This window comes from Nocardia sp. NPDC059240 (genome assembly GCF_042753865.1).
Classification (GTDB): domain Bacteria; phylum Actinomycetota; class Actinomycetes; order Mycobacteriales; family Mycobacteriaceae; genus Nocardia.
In genome coordinates this window covers 86,523-108,177 of sequence record NZ_JBHZAC010000022.1, presented here as the reverse complement: position 1 = coordinate 108,177, position 21,655 = coordinate 86,523, and the positions used below count along the sequence as shown (strand labels likewise).

At 65.7% G+C, this 21,655-nt stretch carries 21 protein-coding genes; 11 read left to right on the top strand and 10 right to left on the bottom strand.

The features are described from left to right. Positions 1 to 26 precede the first annotated feature (26 nt). Positions 27 to 209, bottom strand: a complete 183-nt coding sequence (locus ACFXHA_RS44760) for a hypothetical protein (RefSeq protein ID WP_379367438.1) — start codon at positions 207 to 209, stop codon at positions 27 to 29. A 250-nt stretch (positions 210 to 459) separates the two neighbouring features. Here ACFXHA_RS44760 and ACFXHA_RS44755 point away from each other — a divergent pair, with 250 nt between their 5' ends. After that, the gene (locus ACFXHA_RS44755; protein ID WP_379367436.1) at positions 460 to 1,323 is read left to right on the top strand and encodes a helix-turn-helix domain-containing protein; all 864 of its coding nucleotides are present in this window, start codon (positions 460 to 462) and stop codon (positions 1,321 to 1,323) included. A gap of 9 nt (positions 1,324 to 1,332) precedes the next feature. Continuing rightward, positions 1,333 to 1,668 (top strand): DUF397 domain-containing protein, encoded by a 336-nt coding sequence (locus ACFXHA_RS44750; RefSeq protein ID WP_379367434.1) that lies wholly within the window; start codon positions 1,333 to 1,335, stop codon positions 1,666 to 1,668. 14 nt (positions 1,669 to 1,682) lie between these two features. On the opposite strand, the gene ACFXHA_RS44745 is transcribed toward ACFXHA_RS44750, so the two are convergent. Further along, a complete protein-coding gene (locus ACFXHA_RS44745; protein ID WP_379367432.1) occupies positions 1,683 to 2,720 on the bottom strand; it encodes a polyprenyl synthetase family protein in 1,038 nt (345 codons plus the stop codon). Positions 2,721 to 2,910: 190 nt separating this feature from the next. Here ACFXHA_RS44745 and ACFXHA_RS44740 point away from each other — a divergent pair, with 190 nt between their 5' ends. The 7 genes from ACFXHA_RS44740 to mtnK all read left to right on the top strand — a co-directional run bounded on the left by ACFXHA_RS44740 (position 2,911) and on the right by mtnK (position 10,734). Next, on the top strand, positions 2,911 to 4,263 hold the full coding sequence (locus tag ACFXHA_RS44740; protein WP_379367430.1) for a cytochrome P450: 1,353 nt from the start codon (positions 2,911 to 2,913) through the stop codon (positions 4,261 to 4,263). Between the two features lie 7 nt (positions 4,264 to 4,270). Continuing rightward, positions 4,271 to 5,290, top strand: a complete 1,020-nt coding sequence (locus ACFXHA_RS44735; protein ID WP_379367429.1) for a terpene synthase family protein — start codon at positions 4,271 to 4,273, stop codon at positions 5,288 to 5,290. 25 nt (positions 5,291 to 5,315) lie between these two features. Then, positions 5,316 to 5,804 (top strand): DinB family protein, encoded by a 489-nt coding sequence (locus ACFXHA_RS44730; protein ID WP_379367427.1) that lies wholly within the window; start codon positions 5,316 to 5,318, stop codon positions 5,802 to 5,804. A gap of 116 nt (positions 5,805 to 5,920) precedes the next feature. Then, on the top strand, positions 5,921 to 7,012 hold the full coding sequence (locus ACFXHA_RS44725) for a substrate-binding domain-containing protein (protein WP_379367425.1): 1,092 nt from the start codon (positions 5,921 to 5,923) through the stop codon (positions 7,010 to 7,012). Further along, the gene (locus ACFXHA_RS44720) at positions 6,999 to 8,528 is read left to right on the top strand and encodes a sugar ABC transporter ATP-binding protein (RefSeq protein WP_379367423.1); all 1,530 of its coding nucleotides are present in this window, start codon (positions 6,999 to 7,001) and stop codon (positions 8,526 to 8,528) included. Before ACFXHA_RS44725 ends, ACFXHA_RS44720 begins: the two co-directional genes overlap by 14 nt. Beyond that, a complete protein-coding gene (locus ACFXHA_RS44715; RefSeq protein WP_379367422.1) occupies positions 8,525 to 9,556 on the top strand; it encodes an ABC transporter permease in 1,032 nt (343 codons plus the stop codon). The genes ACFXHA_RS44720 and ACFXHA_RS44715 overlap by 4 nt, the downstream gene beginning before the upstream one ends. Next, on the top strand, positions 9,553 to 10,734 hold the full coding sequence (gene mtnK / locus ACFXHA_RS44710) for an S-methyl-5-thioribose kinase (protein ID WP_379367420.1): 1,182 nt from the start codon (positions 9,553 to 9,555) through the stop codon (positions 10,732 to 10,734). Before ACFXHA_RS44715 ends, mtnK begins: the two co-directional genes overlap by 4 nt. 4 nt (positions 10,735 to 10,738) lie before the next feature. On the opposite strand, the gene ACFXHA_RS44705 is transcribed toward mtnK, so the two are convergent. Beyond that, positions 10,739 to 11,164, bottom strand: coding sequence for a hypothetical protein (locus ACFXHA_RS44705; protein WP_379367418.1), 426 nt, complete (start codon positions 11,162 to 11,164; stop codon positions 10,739 to 10,741). A 231-nt stretch (positions 11,165 to 11,395) separates the two neighbouring features. On the opposite strand from ACFXHA_RS44705, the gene ACFXHA_RS44700 reads away from it, so the two are divergent. Beyond that, complete coding sequence (locus ACFXHA_RS44700) at positions 11,396 to 12,217, top strand: glycosyltransferase (protein ID WP_379367417.1); 822 nt, start codon at positions 11,396 to 11,398, stop codon at positions 12,215 to 12,217. 10 nt (positions 12,218 to 12,227) lie between these two features. On the opposite strand, the gene ACFXHA_RS44695 is transcribed toward ACFXHA_RS44700, so the two are convergent. The 7 genes from ACFXHA_RS44695 to ACFXHA_RS44665 form a co-directional block, all read right to left on the bottom strand. Then, entirely contained in the window at positions 12,228 to 12,959 is a 732-nt protein-coding gene (locus tag ACFXHA_RS44695) for a hypothetical protein (protein ID WP_379367415.1), read from the bottom strand. Between the two features lie 120 nt (positions 12,960 to 13,079). Continuing rightward, on the bottom strand, positions 13,080 to 14,033 hold the full coding sequence (locus ACFXHA_RS44690; protein ID WP_379367413.1) for a phosphodiesterase: 954 nt from the start codon (positions 14,031 to 14,033) through the stop codon (positions 13,080 to 13,082). Positions 14,034 to 14,210: 177 nt separating this feature from the next. After that, a complete protein-coding gene (locus ACFXHA_RS44685; RefSeq protein ID WP_379367411.1) occupies positions 14,211 to 15,629 on the bottom strand; it encodes an MATE family efflux transporter in 1,419 nt (472 codons plus the stop codon). Further along, positions 15,626 to 16,954, bottom strand: a complete 1,329-nt coding sequence (locus tag ACFXHA_RS44680) for a cysteine synthase family protein (protein WP_379367409.1) — start codon at positions 16,952 to 16,954, stop codon at positions 15,626 to 15,628. Before ACFXHA_RS44680 ends, ACFXHA_RS44685 begins: the two co-directional genes overlap by 4 nt. Before the next feature lie 34 nt (positions 16,955 to 16,988). Beyond that, positions 16,989 to 18,362 carry a Y4yA family PLP-dependent enzyme gene (locus tag ACFXHA_RS44675; protein ID WP_379367407.1) on the bottom strand — a complete coding sequence of 458 codons (1,374 nt, stop codon included), beginning with the start codon at positions 18,360 to 18,362 and terminating at the stop codon, positions 16,989 to 16,991. 162 nt (positions 18,363 to 18,524) lie between these two features. Then, positions 18,525 to 19,487 carry an ornithine cyclodeaminase family protein gene (locus tag ACFXHA_RS44670; RefSeq protein WP_379367446.1) on the bottom strand — a complete coding sequence of 321 codons (963 nt, stop codon included), beginning with the start codon at positions 19,485 to 19,487 and terminating at the stop codon, positions 18,525 to 18,527. A gap of 23 nt (positions 19,488 to 19,510) precedes the next feature. Further along, a complete protein-coding gene (locus ACFXHA_RS44665; protein WP_379367405.1) occupies positions 19,511 to 20,494 on the bottom strand; it encodes a TauD/TfdA family dioxygenase in 984 nt (327 codons plus the stop codon). Between the two features lie 338 nt (positions 20,495 to 20,832). Here ACFXHA_RS44665 and ACFXHA_RS44660 point away from each other — a divergent pair, with 338 nt between their 5' ends. Then, a complete protein-coding gene (locus ACFXHA_RS44660; RefSeq protein WP_379367403.1) occupies positions 20,833 to 21,564 on the top strand; it encodes a lytic transglycosylase domain-containing protein in 732 nt (243 codons plus the stop codon). Positions 21,565 to 21,655: the final 91 nt, after the last annotated feature.

The following is a 21,655-nucleotide window of genomic DNA, read 5'->3' as shown; positions in this document are numbered from 1 at the left end:
CCCCTCGGGTGCGCGCCACTTTCGCGTCAGCCCTTGCGCGCGGATTTCAGCATGCCCGACAGTCGGTTGAACTTCTCGAAATACCGTGTGGCATCCAGACTCCCGGGCATCAAGTCGGTCGAGTCGAAGGATTCGCCGTTGCAGAGAGTGACTCTTCCGGCGGACGTGACGGCGGCGATGGTGCAATCGATCTCATTCCTGCCTGTCATCCGAAATCGGACGGGTGCGCCGATTTGCACCCAATCGGGCAGTCTGATCATGCGCACCGCCGTGAGAAGTAGGGGTTGGCCATCGCGCGGTGCCTACCGTGCACGCGGTGGCGGTTAGTTAGTGGCACGTGCGCGAATTGGCCCGCTACCAGCGTCAATTGGGCATTTTGCGGGGTGCGGTCATCGGGGAATCCCCACCGCGCGACGCCCGGGAGGGGCAGTCCGATAACGGCAAAAGGATCGAGGTCAGATGGCACCGGTGTCTCCGGCGGTCGCTCGCTGGGAACTGATGTTGCGCATCAGTTCACGTGCTGAGGAACGCGGTGAGCGGACGAGCGCGATCGCCCGCGCGATCGATGTCAGCCCGCAGTATTGGTCGAAGTTGGTGAAGGGGCGGGGCGTACTGACCGAGCAGAAGCTGACGGCCCTGGTTCAGCTGCTCGAGTTCGATCCTGATGAGCACCGGGAACTTTCCGAGCTGCGTGAGGTCGCCAAGGGGCATGGCCCGTTCGCGGAGTACTCCGCATTGTTCAATGAACAGCTCATGCGTTTCTACGGTCTGGAGGCCGGAGCTCAGAGTGTGCGCAGCTTCGAGAGCACCGTCATACCCGGCCTGCTTCAGACCGAGGACTACATCCGCGCCCTGATGAAGGCCCAGGTGACCACGGCCAGGCCGACCGAGGTCGAGCAGCGTGTCAGCGCGCGTCTGCAGCGGCAACTTCGACTCGAAGATCCTGAGCCACTGGAGCTTTCGGTCGTAATCGGACAAGCTGCGTTGATGTACCGGGTCGGTGACCATGGCATCCGGCGCAAACAGCTGGAACACCTGATCGCGATGGCCGAGGGGCATCCAGACACGCTCGACATTCGGATCGTCCCATTTGAGGCCGGTGCGGCAATCGCAAGTCTCAATTCGGCGACGTTCCACCTGTTGAATTTCGCAAGCGCGAGGCTTCCCCAACTTGGATGGGTAGAGGGTGCCGCATATTTCGAGGTCGCCGATGACCGCAAGTGGGTCACGACACTTGACTACCTCTTCAACCAGATCCAAGTAGACGCGTTGGACCGTGATCGCTCTCTCTCGCTGATCAAGGAGATTGCCTGCGAGAGTTAGGGTGAGACTGTGAGCGCTAGCTTCTTCAAATCTTCATTCAGCGGTGGAGACGGTACCTGCGTCGAGATCGCCCACAGCGCTGACGATGTCCTCATCCGAGACAGCAAATACGCGGGTCCTCCTGCCGACCAGCCGATGCTCACAGTCGCTCCCGACCTCTGGCCCGCCTTCTTGGACCTCGTGCTGACCGACAACTCCGGTCGCATCCGAGAATGCCTGTCCGTCTACATCTCTGCGGACGGAGACGCGAAGCTCAGTGACACCCGGGGTGTCACGCTGACCTACAACGCCGCCGAATGGACAGCATTCACCAAGGGCGTCGCCAACGGCGAATTCAACCGCTGAGACGCGCTTTTCGCTCAGGCCCATCGTCGCCCAACAGCCTGCGCCAGAATCCTCAGATCGGCGGTCGAGATGTGTTCGGGAAGTGCCGCGAGTGCCTGCGCGATCCGGCGATCAGCTTCGGCAGTGGCGATCTGACGCGCTTCGCTCGCCTCCAACAATGCTGTCGCGCGCGCGATCTGCCGGCAAGTCAGCTTCGGCCCGGGGCGATACAACGCTGCCAACTCCGCAGCCACGTCACCGCCGCCGGCCAAGGCCAACAGCACCGGCAGCGACCGCTTGCGCCGGGCCAGATCCGCGCCGACGGGCTTGCCGGTAACCGCTGGTTTTCCCCAGATCCCGAGCAGATCGTCAGCGATCTGGAACCCCACCCCGAGCGCGCGGCCGAACGTTTCCAACGCCACTACCACCGAGATTTCGGCACCGGCGGCGAGTGCGCCCAGCGCGCACGCGGCACCCATCAGTGCCCCCGTCTTTCCGGTCACCATCCGCACATAGTCGGCCATCCCGACTGTGGCCTGTGTTTCGAACGCCAGATCCTCGTACTGGCCCCGGCACAATTCCACCGCAGCGGCCTCGAGGCACGCGACCATCGCCACCGCCGTCGTCGACGGCAGCTGCCCCGCGAGTGTCTGGATCGCCAACGCATGCAACCCATCCCCGATCAGCACTGCGGTATCGACACCCCACAGGCTCCACACCGTGGCGCGCCCGCGTCGCAGACGATCGCGATCCATCAGATCGTCGTGCACCAGCGTGAAATTGTGCAGTAACTCCACCGCTGCGCCCGCCCGCGCGGCCTGGCCCGGACTTGCCCCGCACGCCACACCCGCACACACCGCGAGCCCACCCCGGAAGCCCTTTCCGCCAGGCTGCGCCGCCACCGCGGTGCCGTCGGCATCCCACCACCCGAAGTGATAGCCCGACATCCGGGCCAAAGGCTCCGGCGCGGTCGCTACCACGTGCCGTAACACCGGAAGCCACACGGTGGCGGCCGCTGCCAGAAGGGCCTCGGGCCGGTGATCCTCGATCGACAAAGTCGTCACGTCGACCATCGCAGCCCCTCACAAACGAAACGGTCACCTCAGTGTAGAAACCCGCCCCACCCGGCACCATCCCGATTTACCATCGAAATGACCGAGTATCTATGCAGGACAAACACATTCACCACATCAGCGCACCGCGCGGTCTGTTCACGCTCGAGGACATCCACACGCTTTCAACGAATCGGGGAGATGGGTCATCGTGGAGGTCGGGTCGAAGGTGGTAGCAGCTAGCGGAGCCTTGCCGCTGATCGGTCACCTGCTTCAGCTGCGCACGGGCCTCGGGTTCCTGGAATCGCTACCGGCGCAAGGCGATCTGGTGGAGGTCCGTATCGGGACCTGGAAGGCCATTGTCGTCTGCGATCCGGACCTGACCCACCAAGTGCTCATCGACAATCGTGCATACGATATGGGTGGGCGGGTCCACGCTGGATTTCGGAAAGTCCTCGGCAATGGTGTGGGAACCTGTTCGTACCACGATCACCGCAGGCAGCGGCTGCTTCTCCAACCCGCCTTTCACAGCGGCCGTTTCTCTGGATACTCGCGGATAATGACCGAGCAGATCGCGCGCCTCGTGGGGTCATGGCACGACGGTCAAACCATCGATGTCTATGCGGAGGCGAGCCGACTCACCAGTCGGATAACGGCGAAGGCCTTGTTCGTCGCCGATTCGGCCGGACCCGCTGCGGCTGCCGTCGAGGAGTCGCTTGCCGACATCAACCGCGGTGTCCTTCGGTACGCGATCGCCCCTCTGCCGGACAATTTTCCTGCCCCCTGGAATCGTCGTTTCCACGGCGCTCTCGCTCGCGTTCGTAGTGCCGTCGATGCTGTCATCGACAGCTACCGCCGCAGTGGAATCGATTACGGCGACGTGTTATCGGCACTCCTTGCGGCGCGCGACGAAGCCGGTGACCCCTTGAGCGATGCGGAGATCCAAGACCAAGTCCTGACTCTCCTGACAGCCGCGATCGGAACGGCGGCAACGTCGTTGACGTGGGCGCTGCACCTACTGGCGCATCACCCGCACATCTTGGAGAGGCTACTTTCGGAAGTCGACGTCGTGCTCGAGGGGCGGATCGCGACCTGGAACGACCTGCCGCAGCTTCGGTTGACACAGCAGATCCTCAATGAATCCTTGCGGCTGTATCCGCCCGGCTGGATCTTCACCCGGACCGTCATGGTGGACACGACGCTGGCGGGAGTTCCGCTTCCCGTCGGCAGCGCGATGATCTACAGCCCCTACCTCATCCACCATCGGGCCGACCTGTTCGTCGACCCCGACCGCTTCGATCCCGATCGGTGGGGCGCCGATCAATCGACGCAATGGCCACGCAACGCGTGGATCCCCTTCGGGGCGGGCGCCCGCAAGTGCATGGGCGAGACCTTCGCACTCGCCGAGGAAACCCTCGCTCTCGCAACGATTGCCGCGCGATGGACTGTCCAGCCGGTCACCTTCCCTCCCGCACCGCTCAAAGCTCGACTCGGCCCGACACTGATTCCGCGAGAACCGCGCTTACGTCTTCATCAACGACACGGCACACCAGATTCGGAATGAGTCGGACATGCATATCCCCGAGCTGTACTGTCCGATTCCCTCATCGGTGGTCGTGAAGGATCCCGAGGCCGGGGAGGAACTGATTCGCTGGGGCGCGGATCAAGGGTTCTTCTCTTTGGACAGCGATGCGGCCAATTTGGTGCGCGCCATCGACATTCCGTTGTGGACCGCGCTGGCCCACCCGATGTTGAAAAGTGCCGACGATCGCTCCTTCCTCAACCGGTGGTGGACGTGGGGTGCCGTTTTCGAGATGCGATTCGATACCAATGCCGGCCAGGAACTCGACGGGTTCTTCGAGAAGTTCATGGACTCTACAGCGCGGACGCAGATCCGCATACTCAGCAATAATCCGCCGTTGCGTGATGGTGAAGACTTTTCCGAACCGATGGATCGGACACTGGTAAGTCTGCTGCGCGAGACCGAGCAGCGGTTCGGAAACCCGTGGAGGTCGCGGATCTCGCGGTCACTGCTCGCATCGGCCGAAAGCGGCGTCTGGGAGGCGCGAGCGAACTACCTGAGTCAGACACCCGACTTCGACCTCTACCAAGGGCTGCGGCGACACAGCTATGGTCAGACCTATATCACCGACTGCGCGATGATGGCGATGGGGATCGATGCGGAAGCCAAGTTTCTCCGGCACCCGGTAATCGAGCACATCCAATATCTGGTTGCCTTGTACGGAGGTTTTGTCAACGACCTGAACTCGCTCGACCGGGACCTCTACGCAAACAATCGATGCAGCTCGGTCATAGCGTATCGCCATCAATACGGAGTGACTCTCGACGAAGCCATCCGCGCGGTGGTTGACATGTGCAATGGCTACCTGCGATCGGTCCTTGCCATAGAAGCGGCAATGCCCGACTACGGAAAATACTCTTTCGATGACCAGGAAGCCGATCAGATCGATAGCTTCTTTTACATCCTCAAAATGCTGATGCGCGGCAACATAGACTGGTATGAAGTGTCGCCTCGCTATAACGGCGGCTGGAAGCCGGGCGGGCCCATCGACCCAGCGCCGTGGGGTTAGGTCAGTGACGGAGGGTCGTGCGGCAATGACTTGGTCGATACCGCGAATCACCATCGGCGATGAACGTCGAATGCTCGAGAACATGCTCGACCGCAACCGGGCCGAGTTGGTCAACACGCTGCGCGACCTGTCCGAGTCGGATGCCCGCCGCCGCCTCGTCGCCTCGGTGACCACTCCGATCGGACTGGTCAAGCATGCCGCGACCGCACAGCGGATCTGGTTCCAGCAGGTCCTCGCGGGTCTAACCGAGAGCGAATGCGACGGCGGCACAACGCCGGGCGATGCGAGCTTCCTCGTGGACGACACCGAAACCGTTGCTGACGTAATCGCCGAATTCGACCGCGGAAGCGAACGCGCCCGCCTCATCGCCGCCGACTACACGCTCGACGAGACCCGCACCCACTCCCGTCTCGGCGAGGTATCCCTCCGCTTCATCTACCTGTTCTTGATCGAAGACTTCGCCCGCCACGCGGGCCACGCCGACATCCTCCGCGAGCAAATCGAACACCCTTGAGGGCGGCTCCACGTCGTTGTGTCACGGGTTCGGATCACGTGGAGTGAATCGGGGGTCAGGGGTGGGGGCGGCGGGTAGTTTGCCGAGGGTTGCCCACCTAGTGTTCGGAGCTTGCTGTGACTCGCTTTTCGGCGGCTTTGGCCGTGCCTGCGCTCGCTGTTGTGTTGTTGGCGTCCGGGTGCTCGCAGTCGTCGTCGAATTCCGGTGCGCCACAGGCGACTACCCCGGCGGTGGTGCAGGCGACGGGGAAGAAGCCCGCGCCGTTCGACCAGGGCGGGGTGAAGGTTGCACTGGTGCGGCAGAGTGGGGCGGGGGATTACTTCGAGCAGTGGGGGAATGGCGCCAAGGCGCAGGCCAAGGCCATCGGGATCGATCTGAATGTCTATGACGCGCAGGCGGATAACGCGAAGCAGGCCACCGATCTGTCCACGGCCATCAATTCGGGGGCCAAGGCGATCATCGTCGATCACGGGTTTCCGGCGACCATCGCGCCGCTGATCGATCAGGCGGTCGACAAGGGGATCACGGTGGTGACCTACGACGTCGAGTCGAACAATCCGAAGGTGATCGCCACTCGACAGAACGACGCCGATATCGCATCGGTCGCTATCGGTGCGCTGGCTGCGGCGATCGGCAAGAACGTGCCGGTCGGGTACGTGAACGTGGCCGGGTTCGCGCCGTTGGACAAGCGGGATGCGGTGTGGCAGCAGGCACTTGGCGCGAACGGGTGGAATCAGGCGTTCAAGGTCGGCAAGGTCACCGACTCGACGGCCACCGACACCGTGCCGTTGGTGAGTGCCGCGCTGACGCAGCACGGTGAGGTGAAGGGGATCTTCGCGCCGTACGACGAGTTGGCCAAGGGGACGGTGCTCGCGGTGCAGAACAAGCATCTGGAGAGCTCGGTCAAGGTGGTGGGCGCGGATATCTCGAACGCCGACATTCAGATCATCACGGCCGACAACAGCCCGTGGGTGGCGACGGCGGGTACCGATCCTTCCGCCGTCGGTGCGGCGGTGGTGCGCACCATCGCGCTGCAGGTCGCCGGGCAGCTCGGTAAGCAGACTGTCGAGTTCCCGGCCGTCGCGGTGAGCCGGGATCTGCTGGTGTCCAAGAAGATTCAGAATCTCGACCAGTTGCGCGCGGCATTGCCGGAGCTGAATCTCGGCCAGGTCAGCGCCGCCGACTGGATCACCGTTGTCGCTCACTGACGGTGATGCGGCGGCGGTTTCGCTGCACGACGTCGGAATGTCGTTCGGCGGCAAGACCGTCCTCGACGGCGTGAATCTCGATATCGCGCCCGGAAGCGTTGTCGCGCTGCTCGGCGCGAACGGCGCGGGGAAGTCCACGCTGATCAAGGTGCTGTCCGGCGTGCACCCCGGTCACCGCGGGCAGGTGTCGATCGCCGGTGCGCAAGCGCGCCTGCACAGTCCACTGGCCGCGCGACGGCTCGGTATTCGCACCGTGCACCAGCACATCGCGGCAGGCGTGGTGCCCGGTCTGTCGGTGGCCGAGAACCTCGTGTTCGAGGAAATGGCGACCGGTCGCGGCAATCCGCTGTTGAGCGGGCGGGGAATTCTGTTGCGGGCCAAAGAAATCCAGTCAACCCTCGAACTGGACTGGGACGACCGCACGCTCCGGCGCGATGTCGCCGAACTCGGTATATCCGACCAGCAGCTGCTGATCCTGGCCCGCGCCCTGTCCTCCCGGCCCCGGCTGTTGATTCTCGACGAGCCCACCTCGGCCCTGTCGGCGGCCGAGGCGAGCCGCCTGTTCACGATCGTCGAACGCCTGCGCGCGGACGGCATCGCGGTCCTGTACGTCTCGCATCGACTCGGCGAAATCGATTCCCTCGCGGACCGATTGGTGGTGCTGCGCGACGGCCGGGTGACCGCCGACCTGCCGCGGCCCTTTGACTGGGACACCGCACTGCGGGCGATGCTCGCGACCGCGCACACCGCGACAACGCTGCGTCCCGTCGATGCCGGTCCCGGTGGCGGCGATACCGTCCTCTCGGTGCGCGGAGTGGCGCTGCTGCCCGGCGGTCGCCCGCAGGACCTGGACGTGCGCGCGGGTGAGGTGACCGGCATTGTCGGGCTGCTCGGCGCGGGCAAGACCGAGCTGGCCGAAGGGCTGTTCGGGGCAGCGCCTTTCGCGAGCGGAGCGCTCGAGTTGGACGGCAAGGCCTACCGCCCGCGCCATCCTGCGGACGCGATCCGCGCGGGCGTGCACCTGGTCCCGGAGGATCGGCACGCCGACGCGTTGATTCCCGGATGGTCACTGGCGCAGAACCTTTCGCTGCCGTTCCTGCGCTCGATCTCCGGTGTCACCGGCCTGATCACCCGCAGCCGGGAGGTGGAAGCGGCCCGCCTGACCATCGAACGGCTCGGCGTGGTCACCCGCGACGAGAACAGCCTGATCGAGGAGTTGTCCGGCGGCAACCAGCAGAAGATCGTGGTCGGCCGCTGGCTGGCGCACCGGCCGCGAGTGCTGGTGCTGGACGAGCCTTTCCGTGGCGTCGATATCGGTGCTCGCCGCGATATCGGACGCCAGGCCCGCGCGCTCGCGGGCGACGACGCGGCCGTGCTGGTGCTGTCCGCCGATATCGACGAGGTGCTGGAAGTCGCCGACCGGGTGATCGTGCTCGTCGACGGCGACATCCGACTCGACACCTACGAACCCGAGCCCGAACGCATCCTGCACGCGCTCACAGGAGATGTGCGATGACCACCACCGATCGACCGACACCCGTCGTCTCCGCCGCACAGTCCGGGGTGCGCGTTCGCGAAGGCGTCGTGAGATACGGCTTCATCGTCGTCACGCTGGCGCTGTTCGCGTACTTCCTGGTGAGCGAGCCCACCTTCCGCAATTCGGCGACCCTGCTCGATATCCTGCGCTACGTCTCGGTGGCCGCGATCCTCGGTCTGGGCGTCACGTTGACCATGGCGGCCGGCGGACTGGACATGTCGGTCGGCGCGGTCGCGGGCCTCGCCGTCTCGGTCGCGGCGGAAACGATGGTGGTGCACAACCAGATCGGTGCCGTCGCGGTCGTGGTGGTGCTCGCCGTGGGCGCGCTGGCCGGGTTGGTGAACGCAGCGTTGGTGGTGCTGCTGCGAGTGCCGGACATGCTGGCGACCCTTGGCACCATGTTCGTTATTCAGGGCTTGAAGCTGATCATCGTTGACGGGCAATCGATCTCGCCGGGAATGACGTTGTCGGACGGGACGACCGCGCCCGGTAAATTCACCTCCGGGTTCCTGTCCATCGATCGCGGCAGCGTCCTCGGAATCCCTGCGTCCGTATTGATTTTTGGCGTACTGACCGTGCTCGCCTGGGTATTTCTGGCCCGAACCCGCTGGGGGAGAGTGCTGTACGCGATCGGGGCCAATCGGGAGGCGGCGCGCCTGGCAGGAATCCGGGTCGGGGCGTACCGAAGTCTGGCCTACGTGCTCTCGGGCGTGCTGGCGTCGATCGGCGGGCTGATCCTGGCCGCCCGCATCGGGCAGGGCGATGTGTCCGCAGGTAATTCGCAATTGCTCGAGGCGGTAGCGGTGGCTCTCGTCGGCACCTCGGTGCTCGGGCGCGGCAAGCCGAACGTGTGGGGCACGGCCCTGGGCGCGGTACTGATCGGCATCATCTCCTCCGGTCTTACCATCGCCGGATTGCCTTACTACACACAGGATGTCGTACAGGGCGGAGTGCTGGTCCTGGCGCTGATATTCAGTTTCACACTGTCGGGAGGCAAGCGGCCATGACCGCGGACTATCGAATTCTGGAACCCGGCGATATCCCCGGCTATCTCCGTGAGCGCGGGATGTTCGACGGAAACCCCTTCGCGGACAGCGATATCGAAGTGCACGAAGTGTCCGACGGAAATCTGAACCGGGTGTTCATCGCCACCCCTCGCGACGGCCGCAGTCTGGCCGTGAAGCAGGCCCTGCCCTGGGTACGGGTCGCCGGACCGTCGTGGCCCATGAGCCCAACCCGCGCGACCGCGGAGGCTCGTGCCTACCGCAGGGTCGCCGCCGTCGCACCGGAAACCATTCCGGTGGTGCACGATTACGACGCCGAGAACTACGCGCTCACCATGGAGAACCTGTCGGACCTGCGGGTGCTGCGCACGGTCCTCAACGAAGGCGGCGGATTCGGCGGCGCGTCCACCGCGGTCGGCATCTTCGTCGCCCGTCTGGCCTTCGCCACCAGCGATTTCGGAATGTCGTCGGCGGAACGCAAGGCGCTGATCGCGGAGTCTGTGAACCCTGAACTCTGCAAGATCACCGAGGACCTCATCCTCGCCGAGCCCTACGTCGGCCACGAGCACAACCACTGGCACGAATCGGTCGCCGACCTCGCCGCTGCCTACCGCGACGACCGGGAACTACGCACCGAAATCGCCGACTTGCGCCACACTTTCATGGCCGGTGCGCAATCCCTGGTCCACGGCGACCTGCACACCGGCAGCATCATGACCGGCGACCGCGACGGCACGGAAGTGGTCCGCATCTTCGACCCCGAATTCTCCTTCGTCGGTCCCGTCGGCTTCGATCTCGGCCTGTACTGGGGCAACGTGATCGTTGCGGAGACGCGCGCCCGCATCCTCGACGGCCCGGCCGACCACACGCACGAGATCGCCCGCACCTGGCAGGCTTTCGAATCCGAATTCCGTGCGCTCTGGCCCACCCGCCTCGACACCTTCTTCGACGACGCCTACCTCGATCGCTTCCTGACCCGTGTCTGGACCGACGCCCTCGGCTACGCAGGCGCCGAAATCATCCGTCGCATAGTAGGTTTCGCCCACCTCTCGGACCTGGACTCGCTCCCGGATCCAGGCCCCGCCACCCGCCGCGCACTACTGATCGGCCGCGAACTGGTCATCCACCGCGCCGATCTCCCCGACCCCCGCGCCGTCCGAAAGCTCATCGACCAGTACTAGCGCCCTACTTCAGGAACAGGCTGGTGGTCCACTGGCCTCGTTCCTGGGAGGGCGTGGTGACCTTGGTGAACAGGTGGGTGGCGGAGTCCGGGTCGGACAACACGATCCAGGCATGGCTGGTGTTGAAGGTCCCTGCGGCGCAGGAAGGCTCGCAATTGTTCACGTGATAGGTGCCTTCGCCCACCGCGACGTCGTTACCCCACACCTGCCAGGTGATATCGGTCAGATACTGGTGTGCGGTCGAGCATCCGTTATCCAGTTTGACCGGTTTGAATGCGGGTGCGCGGCCGGGGCAATCGATGACCTGGGTGTCGTTCGTGCCCTTCTCGGCCATGACCGGTGTCGCACCGGCGCTGGGCGCCAACATCATTGCCACCGCGCCGAGCCCGGCAGCCGCAACCGTGCTACGTGCCACAATCCGATTGATCATCACTGCGGATCCCTCCATCGAGATTTCGGCCACTCGGCCGGAATGTGTCTCGACGGTAGAAACCGGCGCTTGGCAGGGACTATCGGATTTCCAATGGCACGAAGAGGAATGCCAGTATTTATCACGGCTTGCTGGAGTCGGGGCCCCGCTGCAGGATCGCTGCAACATCTTTCGCCGCACGAAAGCCTTTGACTCCCAATGACTGTCCCCGCAAGACCGATTCTGTCCGTCGTGATCCCGGTATTGAACGAGGCGCAGAGCATCCGGGCCACGCTCGACCGGCTCACGACGCAGGACGCCATCGACGAAATCGTGGTGGTGGACAACGGCAGTACCGATGAAACCCCCGACATTCTCGCCGCCTACGCGCTCGACAATCCGAAGGTGACGGTGGTCGACGAACCCGAACGCGGGGTCGCGCGCGCCCGGAACTCCGGATTCGACAAGGCGCGTGGTGATTTCATCGCTCGCACCGACGCCGACACCATCGTCGCCCCCGACTGGGCCGAGGTGATCCGCAGCAACTTCACCGACCACCCGGAGTACGCCGCCCTCACCGGAATCACCACCTACTTCGATTCCCCGGTCGGCTTCTTCCTCGACCTCGGCTACTGGCTGCAAGCCAAGCGTGGCCAACTCGGCGGCCGCGTCGGCAATATGCACGGCCCGAACATGGCCATCCGCGCCACCGCCTGGGATCAGGTCCGCGCCGACACCGCCACCCGCCCCGATGTCATCGACGACCTCGACCTGGCCCTGTGCCTCACCAAGCGCGACCTGCACATCGAGCAACTGACGACGATGCGCGCCCAGACCTCGTCCCGCCGTCGCCGCACCAGCCCCGCCAAGTGGTGGCGTTTCCAGCTGACCGGCCTACGAATCATCGCCGATCACGGCTACAAAGTCCTGCCCTACCACCGCGTGATCATCACCGGCGCCTGGCTCTCACACACCATCCAATGGCCGATCTACCGCCTCTGGGATTTCGACCGCCGCCGCTACACCCTCCGCCCCGGCAAGGAACGCCTCTACCCCCTGACCCCGACCCCCTAACCCCGAATCCTCAAGCCTCGCCCACAAGCACGAACCCGTCCTCGTCCAAGTTCAAACTCGCCGTCCTGTCATACGCGGTTGTCGCCGGTTTCCACACCCCGCCGATCTCGACCGCGGCTCGTCGCACCTCGCGCAGAAACCCGTTGAGCCGCGAGCCATTGAGACGCGCGAGAAATGTGTTGTCCAACAACCCGTATCGCCGCAAGGGATGGTCGACCCCAGGCTGGACCCACGGGAAGAAGATATCCGTCGTAACGGTGAACTGAGCCCACGCCGAATGAGTCGATCCGGGGTACGCCTCGCTGTCGGCGGTAATGCTGAACGGAGTGTTGTCGTAGTACTCGGACAGTCCTGCTCGAGGCCCGACATCGGTCATGCGGTTCATCCAGTCCTTGGTGAGCCTGCCATCGGCACCGGCGAAACACAGCAAGGTCGACGTGTGAATGCCCGCGTACTCGCCGTCGATTCGATCGAGTGCGAAGCCGACGGGTATCCCGTCGTTGACCGGCTCGGTCCGCTGCGGATGTGCCCGGATGAACTCGGCAAAAGACCCGTCGCGTAGCCGCGAGTACCCGAACGCCTCGACCTCGTCCACGCGCAGCACCTCGTACCGCTCTCCCGCGGTGAGCACGACGTCCTGCCACACCAGCAGCGCCGCAGCCGTCGGCCAGACGGGGAACTCGACAGCCCAGTACTGGTATTCGAGCGTCTCGTAGCTGTTCCAGCTATTGGCAAGGTGCACCGAAACTCCCGAATTGATTGCTGGTCCGCCTCGTGGCCGCGTCAGCGCAACCAGGGTGGTCTGCGGATTATCCGGGGGCGGAAGCGGTTTCGGTGTGCGATATCGCGGTTCGGTGACCCCTCACAGAACTGTCTCGCCGTCGGACTCGGAGGCCTCGGTCCGGCGGCGGAGGACGTGTGGGATGCGAGCCGCGGGGGGGATGACGATGCCGGCGTCGGCGAGGCGGGCGGCGGCCTGCTCGGGGGCGGCGGGCTGGCCGACGGTGGGGCCGTGGCCGATGGGGACTACCGAGTGGACGATGGTGTCCGGGTAGATGTGGACGTAGTTGAAGGCTTGGGCGCCGTCGCGGCCGCGCTGGCCGCCTTCGGCGGCGGCCATGTCCTGGCTGTAGCAGGTGGCCGAGGCCACCGAGACGGGGATGCCCGCGAAGGTGGCGTTGCTCGAAAGATGTAGGTGCCCGGCCAGAATCGCGCGAACATCGCTGCCGTCGAGGACGTCGGCGAGGCGGCGCTGGTCGCGTAGCTCGACCAGGACGGCCAGATCCTGCACGCACGGGATGGGCGGGTGGTGCATGGCCAGCACGGTGCCGAAGGGGGCGGGTTCGGAGAGCACGTCACTGAGCCAGGCCAACTGGTTGTCGGTGATCTCGCCCCAGTGGTGGCCGGGGACGGTGGTGTCGAGGGCGATGACGCGCAGGCCGTCGAACATGTGCACGGCGTCGAACGGTGCGCTGGAAGGCTTTTCGCCGAGCAGGTGCTCACGCAGCGTGCCCCGCTCGTCGTGATTGCCCGCGACCCACACCACGGGCGCGCCGATCCGCTCGGCCCACGGCTCCACCAGATCGCGCAGCTTGCGGTACGCGTCCGCCTCGCCGCGGTCGGTGAGGTCGCCGGTGAAGACGATGGCGGTCGGCGCGATGCGGCTGGCCTCGGCCTGCCCCAGCAGGCTCTCGAGCCGCGCCTCGGCGTCGACCGCACCGTAGAGCTCGGTGTCGGCAGCGATCAGATGGGTGTCGCTGAAGTGGAAAAGCACGTGATCCGGCTTGGGATACTCGGCCACTCGCGTGATGTACACGGACATCCTCCCCGGCGTTGGTGTTGCGCCGTTGCTTGCCAACTTTGTCGTCACAGCTTTGCGATGCTGACGATTGCGCTTGCCGATATCGTCGCCAGAATAGCCAAACCCGTTTCTTTCAGGTTGCCCGCGGCCAGTGACGGCATGCTTGCGAGAAGGTGAGGTTTGGGTGTCGGGCTAATGCCCCGGGCTACCCGCCAGCACCGGAAGATGTTCCTGTTCACGCACATGCAACAGAGCGCGGAATCGACGCAGCATCAAGGTAGCGGTGGTGGCGAGACCGGCCGTCAACCCGAGCCAGACGCCTACGGCACCCAAATGCAAGGGGAAGGCGAACAGCAACGCAGTGGGCAATCCCACACCCCAGTAGCCGACCAGGGAGAGCCGGAACCCGGCCTTGGTGTCCTTGAGCCCCCGCAGCAGACCGACCGCAATGTTCTGCGCGGCGTCGAAGAACTGCAGCGCGATCGCCACCCACAACAGGGTGTGCGCCACGTGCTCGGTCGCGGAGTCACCGTCGGTCAGCAATGGCCGCAACACCCAGTTCGGGACCAGCACATAGACGACACCGGTGACGAGCGCGACCACCAGCGCGTACTTCAACGCCACCCGCGCCACCGCCCGCGCATGCGCGAACTCCTCACGCGCCACCGCCCGGCTCACCAGGATCGACGCCCCGTGCGAGAGCCCGATCGCCACCTGGAACACGATGTACACGATCTGATAGACGACATTGTGGGCGGCCAGCGCCGCCGCCCCGATACTGCCCATCACCAGCGCCAGCACCGAGAACATGCCCGCCTCGGACCCGTAGGTGAGCGCGATCGGCGTCCCCAGCCGCAGCTCCTCCCACACCGTCGCCCGATGCACCGGCCACATCCGGACCGGCAGTGTCGCACCGAGTTTCGGGTCGCGCCGCACCATCGCCCAGAACACCCCGAAGGTGATCAGGAAGACCAGCGAGGTCGCCACGCCGACCCCGGTCAAACCCAGCGCGGGCAGCCCCGCCCAGCCATGGATGAGCGCCAGCGCCAGCACCAGGTTCAGCGCCACCGACCCCACGGTCACCAGCAACAGCGCCTGCGGCCGCTGCATCCCGACCGTGTACTGCCGCAACACCTGAAACCACAGGCACGGCAGCAGCCCGGGCGCGAGCGCCACCATCATGGGCCGCGCCTCCGACAGCACCGCGGCGTCCTGCCCCAGCCATTGCAGCGCCCACCCGAGCCCGATGAGCAGGGCCCCGCCGAGCACTCCGGCCAGCGTCGCGATCAGGAAACTCGACCGCACCACCTCCCGCACCTGCGCCTCGGACCGCCGCCCCTGCTTCTCGGCGCGACTCACCACGGTCGCCACCTGATTGCCGGTCCCGGTGATCAATCCGACGCACATGGTCCGAATCTGGTTGAACAACACCAGCGCCAGCCCACCGGCGGCCACCTGCCGCACCCCGAGCGTCCCCATCAACGCGATATTGGTGGTGGACACCGCCACCTGGGCGAGCTGGGTCAATGCGATGGGCGTCGCCAGCGAAGTCAGCTGCCGCCCATCGGATTGCCGGTGCCGTCGATCGGATTCCCGCGGCGTCCCACTCATTTCGCGGGAGCTCCGTCCCGATCTGTCGCCGCGTCGGGCATCAGGATGGTGTGCGTGTTCTCGTCCCGGCGCAGGCTCGCGAGGAGCTGCGCCACCATGGCGGCCTGATCGGTCAGCCGCTGGCGATGCTTGCCCAACGCCAGGCAGAGCTGATCCTCGGTGCCGCCGAGCAGATCACCGATCTCGTTGGCGGACAGGCCGACCGCGGTCAGGGCATGGACCAGTCCGGACTGCCGCGCGAGCTCCGCGCCGTCGGCGCTGTCGTAGGACAGCGCGGTCTCGAGATGCCGCATCAGTTCGATCTCGTGCGGATCGACGCGGTGTGGCGGGCGATGCTGCCGCACCAACTCCACGATCTCGCTCTCCCGGGTCCGGTCGAGCAGGTGCCGGTCGTTCATCCACTGATCGTCGAACACCGTGTCCAGGTACTTCTCGCCGTCGTCGTTGATGATGACGACCACGTTCGAATGCGCCGGAAACTCCTCGAGCCGCTCCAGCGCCGCGAGCACCGAACTGCCCGACGAGCCGCCGATCAACAGTCCCAGCTGCGCGGCGAGCGCCCGGGCGGTGGCGAAGGCGTCGACATCGGACACCTTGATCCGATCCCGCTCCTCGATCAGCCGCAGATCCTGATCCACATGGAATCCGGGCGACGCCCCCTCCGGCGTCCCGGTACCGGACTGCCAATAGTCGTGTGCGGGCGGGCCGAACGCGATCGAGCCCTCGGGTTCGACCCCGACCAGCCGCGGATCGCAGCCGCGATCGCGCAGCCCGCGGGCTGTCCCGAACAGTGACCCGCCGGTCCCGACGGCCCCGATCAGGATGTCGACCTTCTCGAGGTTGTCGAGCAGCTCCTCGGCCAGCGCGTAATAGCCGACCCCATTGGCCGGATTGTCGTGCTGCGCCGGGAAATACGCGGTCGGACCTTCCTGCGCGGCCAGCTCGGCCGCGCGTTCCTCTCGGGCCGAGGTCGACAGCCCGTCGTCGCCTTCCTCGGACACGAACACCAGCTCGGCCCCCATGGCGCGCATGCCGTTCAACTTGGCCGCGGACGCGTGGTGATCCACCACCGCGGTGAACCGATACCCGCGTTCACGCGCCACCACGGCCAGACCCAGTCCGGTATTGCCCGAGGTCGATTCGATGATGTGCCCGCCCGCCGGCAGCGCCGCGCGCCGCTCGGCGTCCAGCACCATGGCGCGCGCCATCCGAATCTTCGCGGCTCCGGTCGGGTTCATGGTCTCGAGCTTGAGGAACAGCCGGGTCCCGGTGGCACGGCTGACGGCTAGCTCGAAAAGTGGTGTCCGTCCGATCAGCTCAGACACCCGCCTGGCGATAACCGGCATCGAAGGCTTCTCCTTAGGAGGATCGTGGAGCGCGGGTCGGGGATGTTATGCCGCGTCGGGCGTCGCGCGGATCGGGCTCGCGTACGCAATCGAATTGTGGTCCACCCGCCGAATAACTCAACACAACCTTAGGCGGTACGGGCAATTCGTGAAATTCCGACTCGTTGGAGTCCATCTGATATCCGGCCGTATTCGGATAGACGAGCAGATCGTCGACCACGGCGGCGCGGGGCAGTGGGATGCGCCGCCAACTGAGCATGTCGGATTCCAGGCAGGAGGCACCGCCGACACAGGTCGGGGTGGTGGATCCGTTCCGCTCGGGCCAAATGACCGGGTCCGGAAGGTATTCGGTGTTGAACCATTGTTCGGAGAGGCTGAGGCTGGTGCCGTCGACGGTCAGGATGTCGTACGGAATGCCTTCCGCCTCCCGGGTTTTGATGCCCTGAACCCGGAATACGGTGCTGCCCGCGCGATCCAGCAGGGCACGGCCGGGTTCGATCGCGAGGCGAATGTTCTCCGCCCGCAACCGATCTCCCAGCCCGTCGTACTCGAGAATGGCGGTCAGCATGGCCGGACCGGGCGACGGGGAGTGATAGGGGTAGTAGGAATCCCGGCTGAAGGCGTGCCCGCCGTGGAACCAGGACGGATTCGCACCGTCGAGAAAGGCTTCCCACTGTTCTGCGGCAAGGTAATTCACACTGAAGCCGCCCCCGATGGAGAGAAGATCGGCATCGTGCCCGTGTGCGCGGGCGTCGAGGCACCGGTCGATCAGGCTCGCCGCCAATTCCGCGCGCGGGGCCACCCCGTAGCCGCCGAGGTGGAAACTGAAGCCCCGCAACCGAACCGCCGCGGGGTCGAGCCGGTCCCAGACGCTGTCGAGCTCCGCGCCGGTCATCCCGAATCGGCTGGTGGAATCGGCGGGCAGCACCCGCAATACGATGCGCGCCGGAGCGCCGCTGCCGCGATGGTGCACGAGGTAGCCGAGCCGATCGAGTTCGCCCGGACCGTCGATGGCGATGGTGGCGTTCACATCGGTGGCCAGCAGCAGCAACTCATCCGACTTGGCCGGTCCGGTGACCATCACGTCGGTGCCCCGGATCCCCGTGCGAAGGGCCGATTCGAGCTCACCCGCGCTGGCGACGTCCACTCCCGCACCGGCCTTGGCGCAGGCGGCCGTCACGCACGCGGATTTGTTGGCCTTCTTCCCGTAGTAGATGAGGCCGTCCACCCCGCTACCGGCGAATGCGTTCTGGAACCCCCGGATGTTCTCGATGATCTGCTCGGGAAACATGACATGGAACGGGCCTTTGACCTCACGGGCGATCTTCCGCAGCGGGCCGTCGTCGGCCAAAAGCCTTTTCTCCCATTCGAGTCGATCCGCGCGCATCGGTGAAGCGGTAATTCGGGATATATCCGTCGAAACGGACGAGGCTTTCCCGGTGCTGGACAGGGGAGTTCCTTTCGTTGAAATGCTCCTGGCACACAGATCAGCCTGAGTCTTCCCTAGTTCCCGTTGACGAACGGGCCGAATGATCGAACGAGTTGTGCCTCAATCCCAGAGCGACACCTCGGTGCCGCGGCCCTCGGCGATGGCCCGATTGGCGAGGGCGTGCGCGACGGCGATATCGGTGAGAACCAGTCCGCTGTTGTAGACGAAAATGCGTTCGTCATCGGTGAGCCGGCCCACCGCACGATGATCGAGAATCTGCGGTAGCTCGGCATCCACCCGGCGTAATCGGCCGTCGGGACCGGCCATATCGGTGCCCGTCAGCGCCATCTGCTCGGCACTGGTCGCGACGACGCGATCGGCCTCGGTCAGCGTGGAGGGGGCCAGGCCGTAGCCGACCAGCACCACGGTCGCGCCCGGTGCGACATCCTTCGCGTCGATGGCCACCCGGGTACCCGGTCCGGCGGTGGCCAGAATGACATCGGCCTCGCGCGCGGCGACGTTCGGATCGCTCACGATCTCCAGCTCGGCCTGCGGATGATGCTGCAGCAGTTGCTGATACACCGCCTCCAGCCCCTCGGGGTGGGTGCCGTAGAGCATCAGCCGGTTGAGCTGCGGATTGGCGGCCAGCAGATGCGGCAGCGCATTGCGGCCCTGGGTGCCGGTACCGATCAACAGCACGCTGCGGGCGCCGGGGCGGGCGCATTCGCGCACCAGCAGCGCCGACACCGCGGGCGTGCGCAGCGCCCCGACCCGGGCGCAATCCATCAGGGCGATGGGCGTGCCGGTGGCATCGTCGTAGAGCGAGATGGTGGTGAAGTAGCGCTTGTTCGACCGATCGTGATGCGGGTCGAACTTGTAGCTGGTCTTCATGGCCACGACCCGGCGGCGGCCGTCGCGGCCCAGCATGGCGTAGGCCACCGACCAGCCGTCGGGATGGGCCACGCTGAGCTTGCGCGGGTTATCCGAATCCCCGCCCGCCAGCGCGAGATACGCGTCCTCGACGGCGCGCACCACCTCGGCGGGGGAGATCGGGACATCGGCCAGATCGCTGCGGGACAGCACCCGTAGCGGGGTTAGTCGAGCATTCACGTTCTGTTTCCTCGGCTCGTGCGGAACGGTGCCACCACCCGCTGGCCGTACCCGTCCTCGGCCGCTTCCGCCGTACGCGGGCGCTGCGGCAGCCGGATGTTCACCCGCTTGAGCCAGCGGTCGGTGCCGTCGTAGCGCGGGGTGAAGGGCACGCGTCCGTGCACCACCACGTCATTGTCCACCAGCAGCAGTTCTCCGGGGGCCAAAGCGGCGGTGATGCAGACCCTTTCGAGCTCGGCGGCCAGATGCCGGTAGGCCGAGCGGAATTCGGGGTCGGCGTCGTCGAGCGGGGTGTATGCGGGGTCGAAGCGCAGGGTGAGCTGCCCCTCGTCGCTGCCGAGCGTGGCGATCGGCGGTGCCGGGGCATCGTCGAAACCGGTGCCGTAGGAGACGTCCGGCAGGATGGGCAGCCGCGGTCGCAGCAGCGTTTCCCGTTGTGCCGCATCGAGTTCGGTATTGCGCACCGAGGACACCGTGGTCCCCACCCGGTCCGGGTTGCGCAGGCAGCCCAGCATGAGCAGGTTGGCGCGATCGGGGTGGAAGGCGTCCTCGGTGTGCGGGCTGAGCAGGGTGGTGCTGCTCGCCCCGGACTGCTCGTGCTCGTGTCCGGGCGTCGGCACGATGTTGTTGACCAGCCGCCCGCCCTGTTGACCTTCCCAGCCGAAAGGCTCGCCGGCACAGCGGGCCAGCAGCAGCATGGCGACGTCGAGTTCGAAGGAGGCTGAGCGGTGCGCGCGGTCCCCGGCCTGGGCGGCGGCGGTGCGCCAGTCGTAGGGGGTGTGCCCGAGTTCGTCGTCGCCGATGGCGAGTGGACGGATGATCGTGACGCCCGCGGCGGTGGCGGGCGGGCGCATGGCCTCGTGCACGACGTCGGGCAGGCGCCCGTACTTGGCGTCGATGTGGCGCAGCAGGACCGGATGCGAGAGCGTGGTGGCTATCTCCGGATGCGCGCCGATTGTGACCGCGATCTCAGCAGCCATGTGGCGGATGGCGCGTCCGGCCGATTCCGGCAGATCGCGTCGTTCGATGTCCGAGGGGTGAAGCGTGTGACGTTCGGAGAGAACGCTTTTCACCAAGGGAAGGGCCTTCCTGGCTCGGTGGTGACGTGGTGATCTAGCTCCGGCCAACGACCGTATTCGGCCCCGGTTAATTTGGCAAGGCTTACCTAAAGGCGTGTTGAAGAGATAGCTGATAGGTATCAGACGGTAGCCGGGAGATTAGCGGAACCGGATTGCTCGCCGCGACTCCCGGCGAGCCGCGTTCACGTTCCTCGCCGCATGAGCGATCCATCTGGATGATGAGAGGAGTGCGAAGACGAATGGCCGACCTCCGGGCCCCGATGACCCGCGCCGGCCTACTCGGCACGGTGGCCTTACTGGCGTTGCTGACCGGTTGCGGCGCAGTACATCTCACCCCCGTCCCCGACGACATGCCGCCACCCGTCGGTGCCCCGACACCCGCCATCAACCTGGATGCGCCGGGGCGCAGCGCGATTCAGCTCGAGAGCTGGGCGCAGGAACAGCACTCCGCGACGGGGATTCCGGTGGTCGCCTTGGAGGCATACGGATACGCCGCGGCCGTCATGGCACGGTCGAAGCCCGAATGCGGTATCGGCTGGACGACACTGGCGGGCATCGCGAGCGTCGAGAGTCATCACGGTTCGCACGGTGGGTCGCACCTCAACGACGACGGCACCGTGACACCACCGATTCGCGGACTGGCGCTCGACGGTTCGCCCGGGCGCGCACGGATCCTGGATACCGGTTCGACCGACGCGAATCCGATCTATGTCCGGGCGATGGGGCCGTTCCAGTTCATCCCCGAGACCTGGCAGCGCTGGGGTGTCGACGCCAACGGCGACGGCAAGATCGACCCGGACAATATCGACGACGCGGCGCTGACGGCCGCCCGCTACCTCTGCGCGATGGGCGGCAACCTGACCACCGTCGACGGTTGGCAGAAGGCCTTGCTGACCTACAACCAGTCCACGACCTACATGGACACCGTCCGCTACCGGGCCGCCGCTTACAGCGTGGGCCGCAAGGTCTGAGCCGGTCCGGGCCCGGAAGCTGGTTTATATGTTGTGGCCACGCCGATGGGGGGATGTGGCGGCCTGATCACGGCACAGTAGGCTCGTCAGC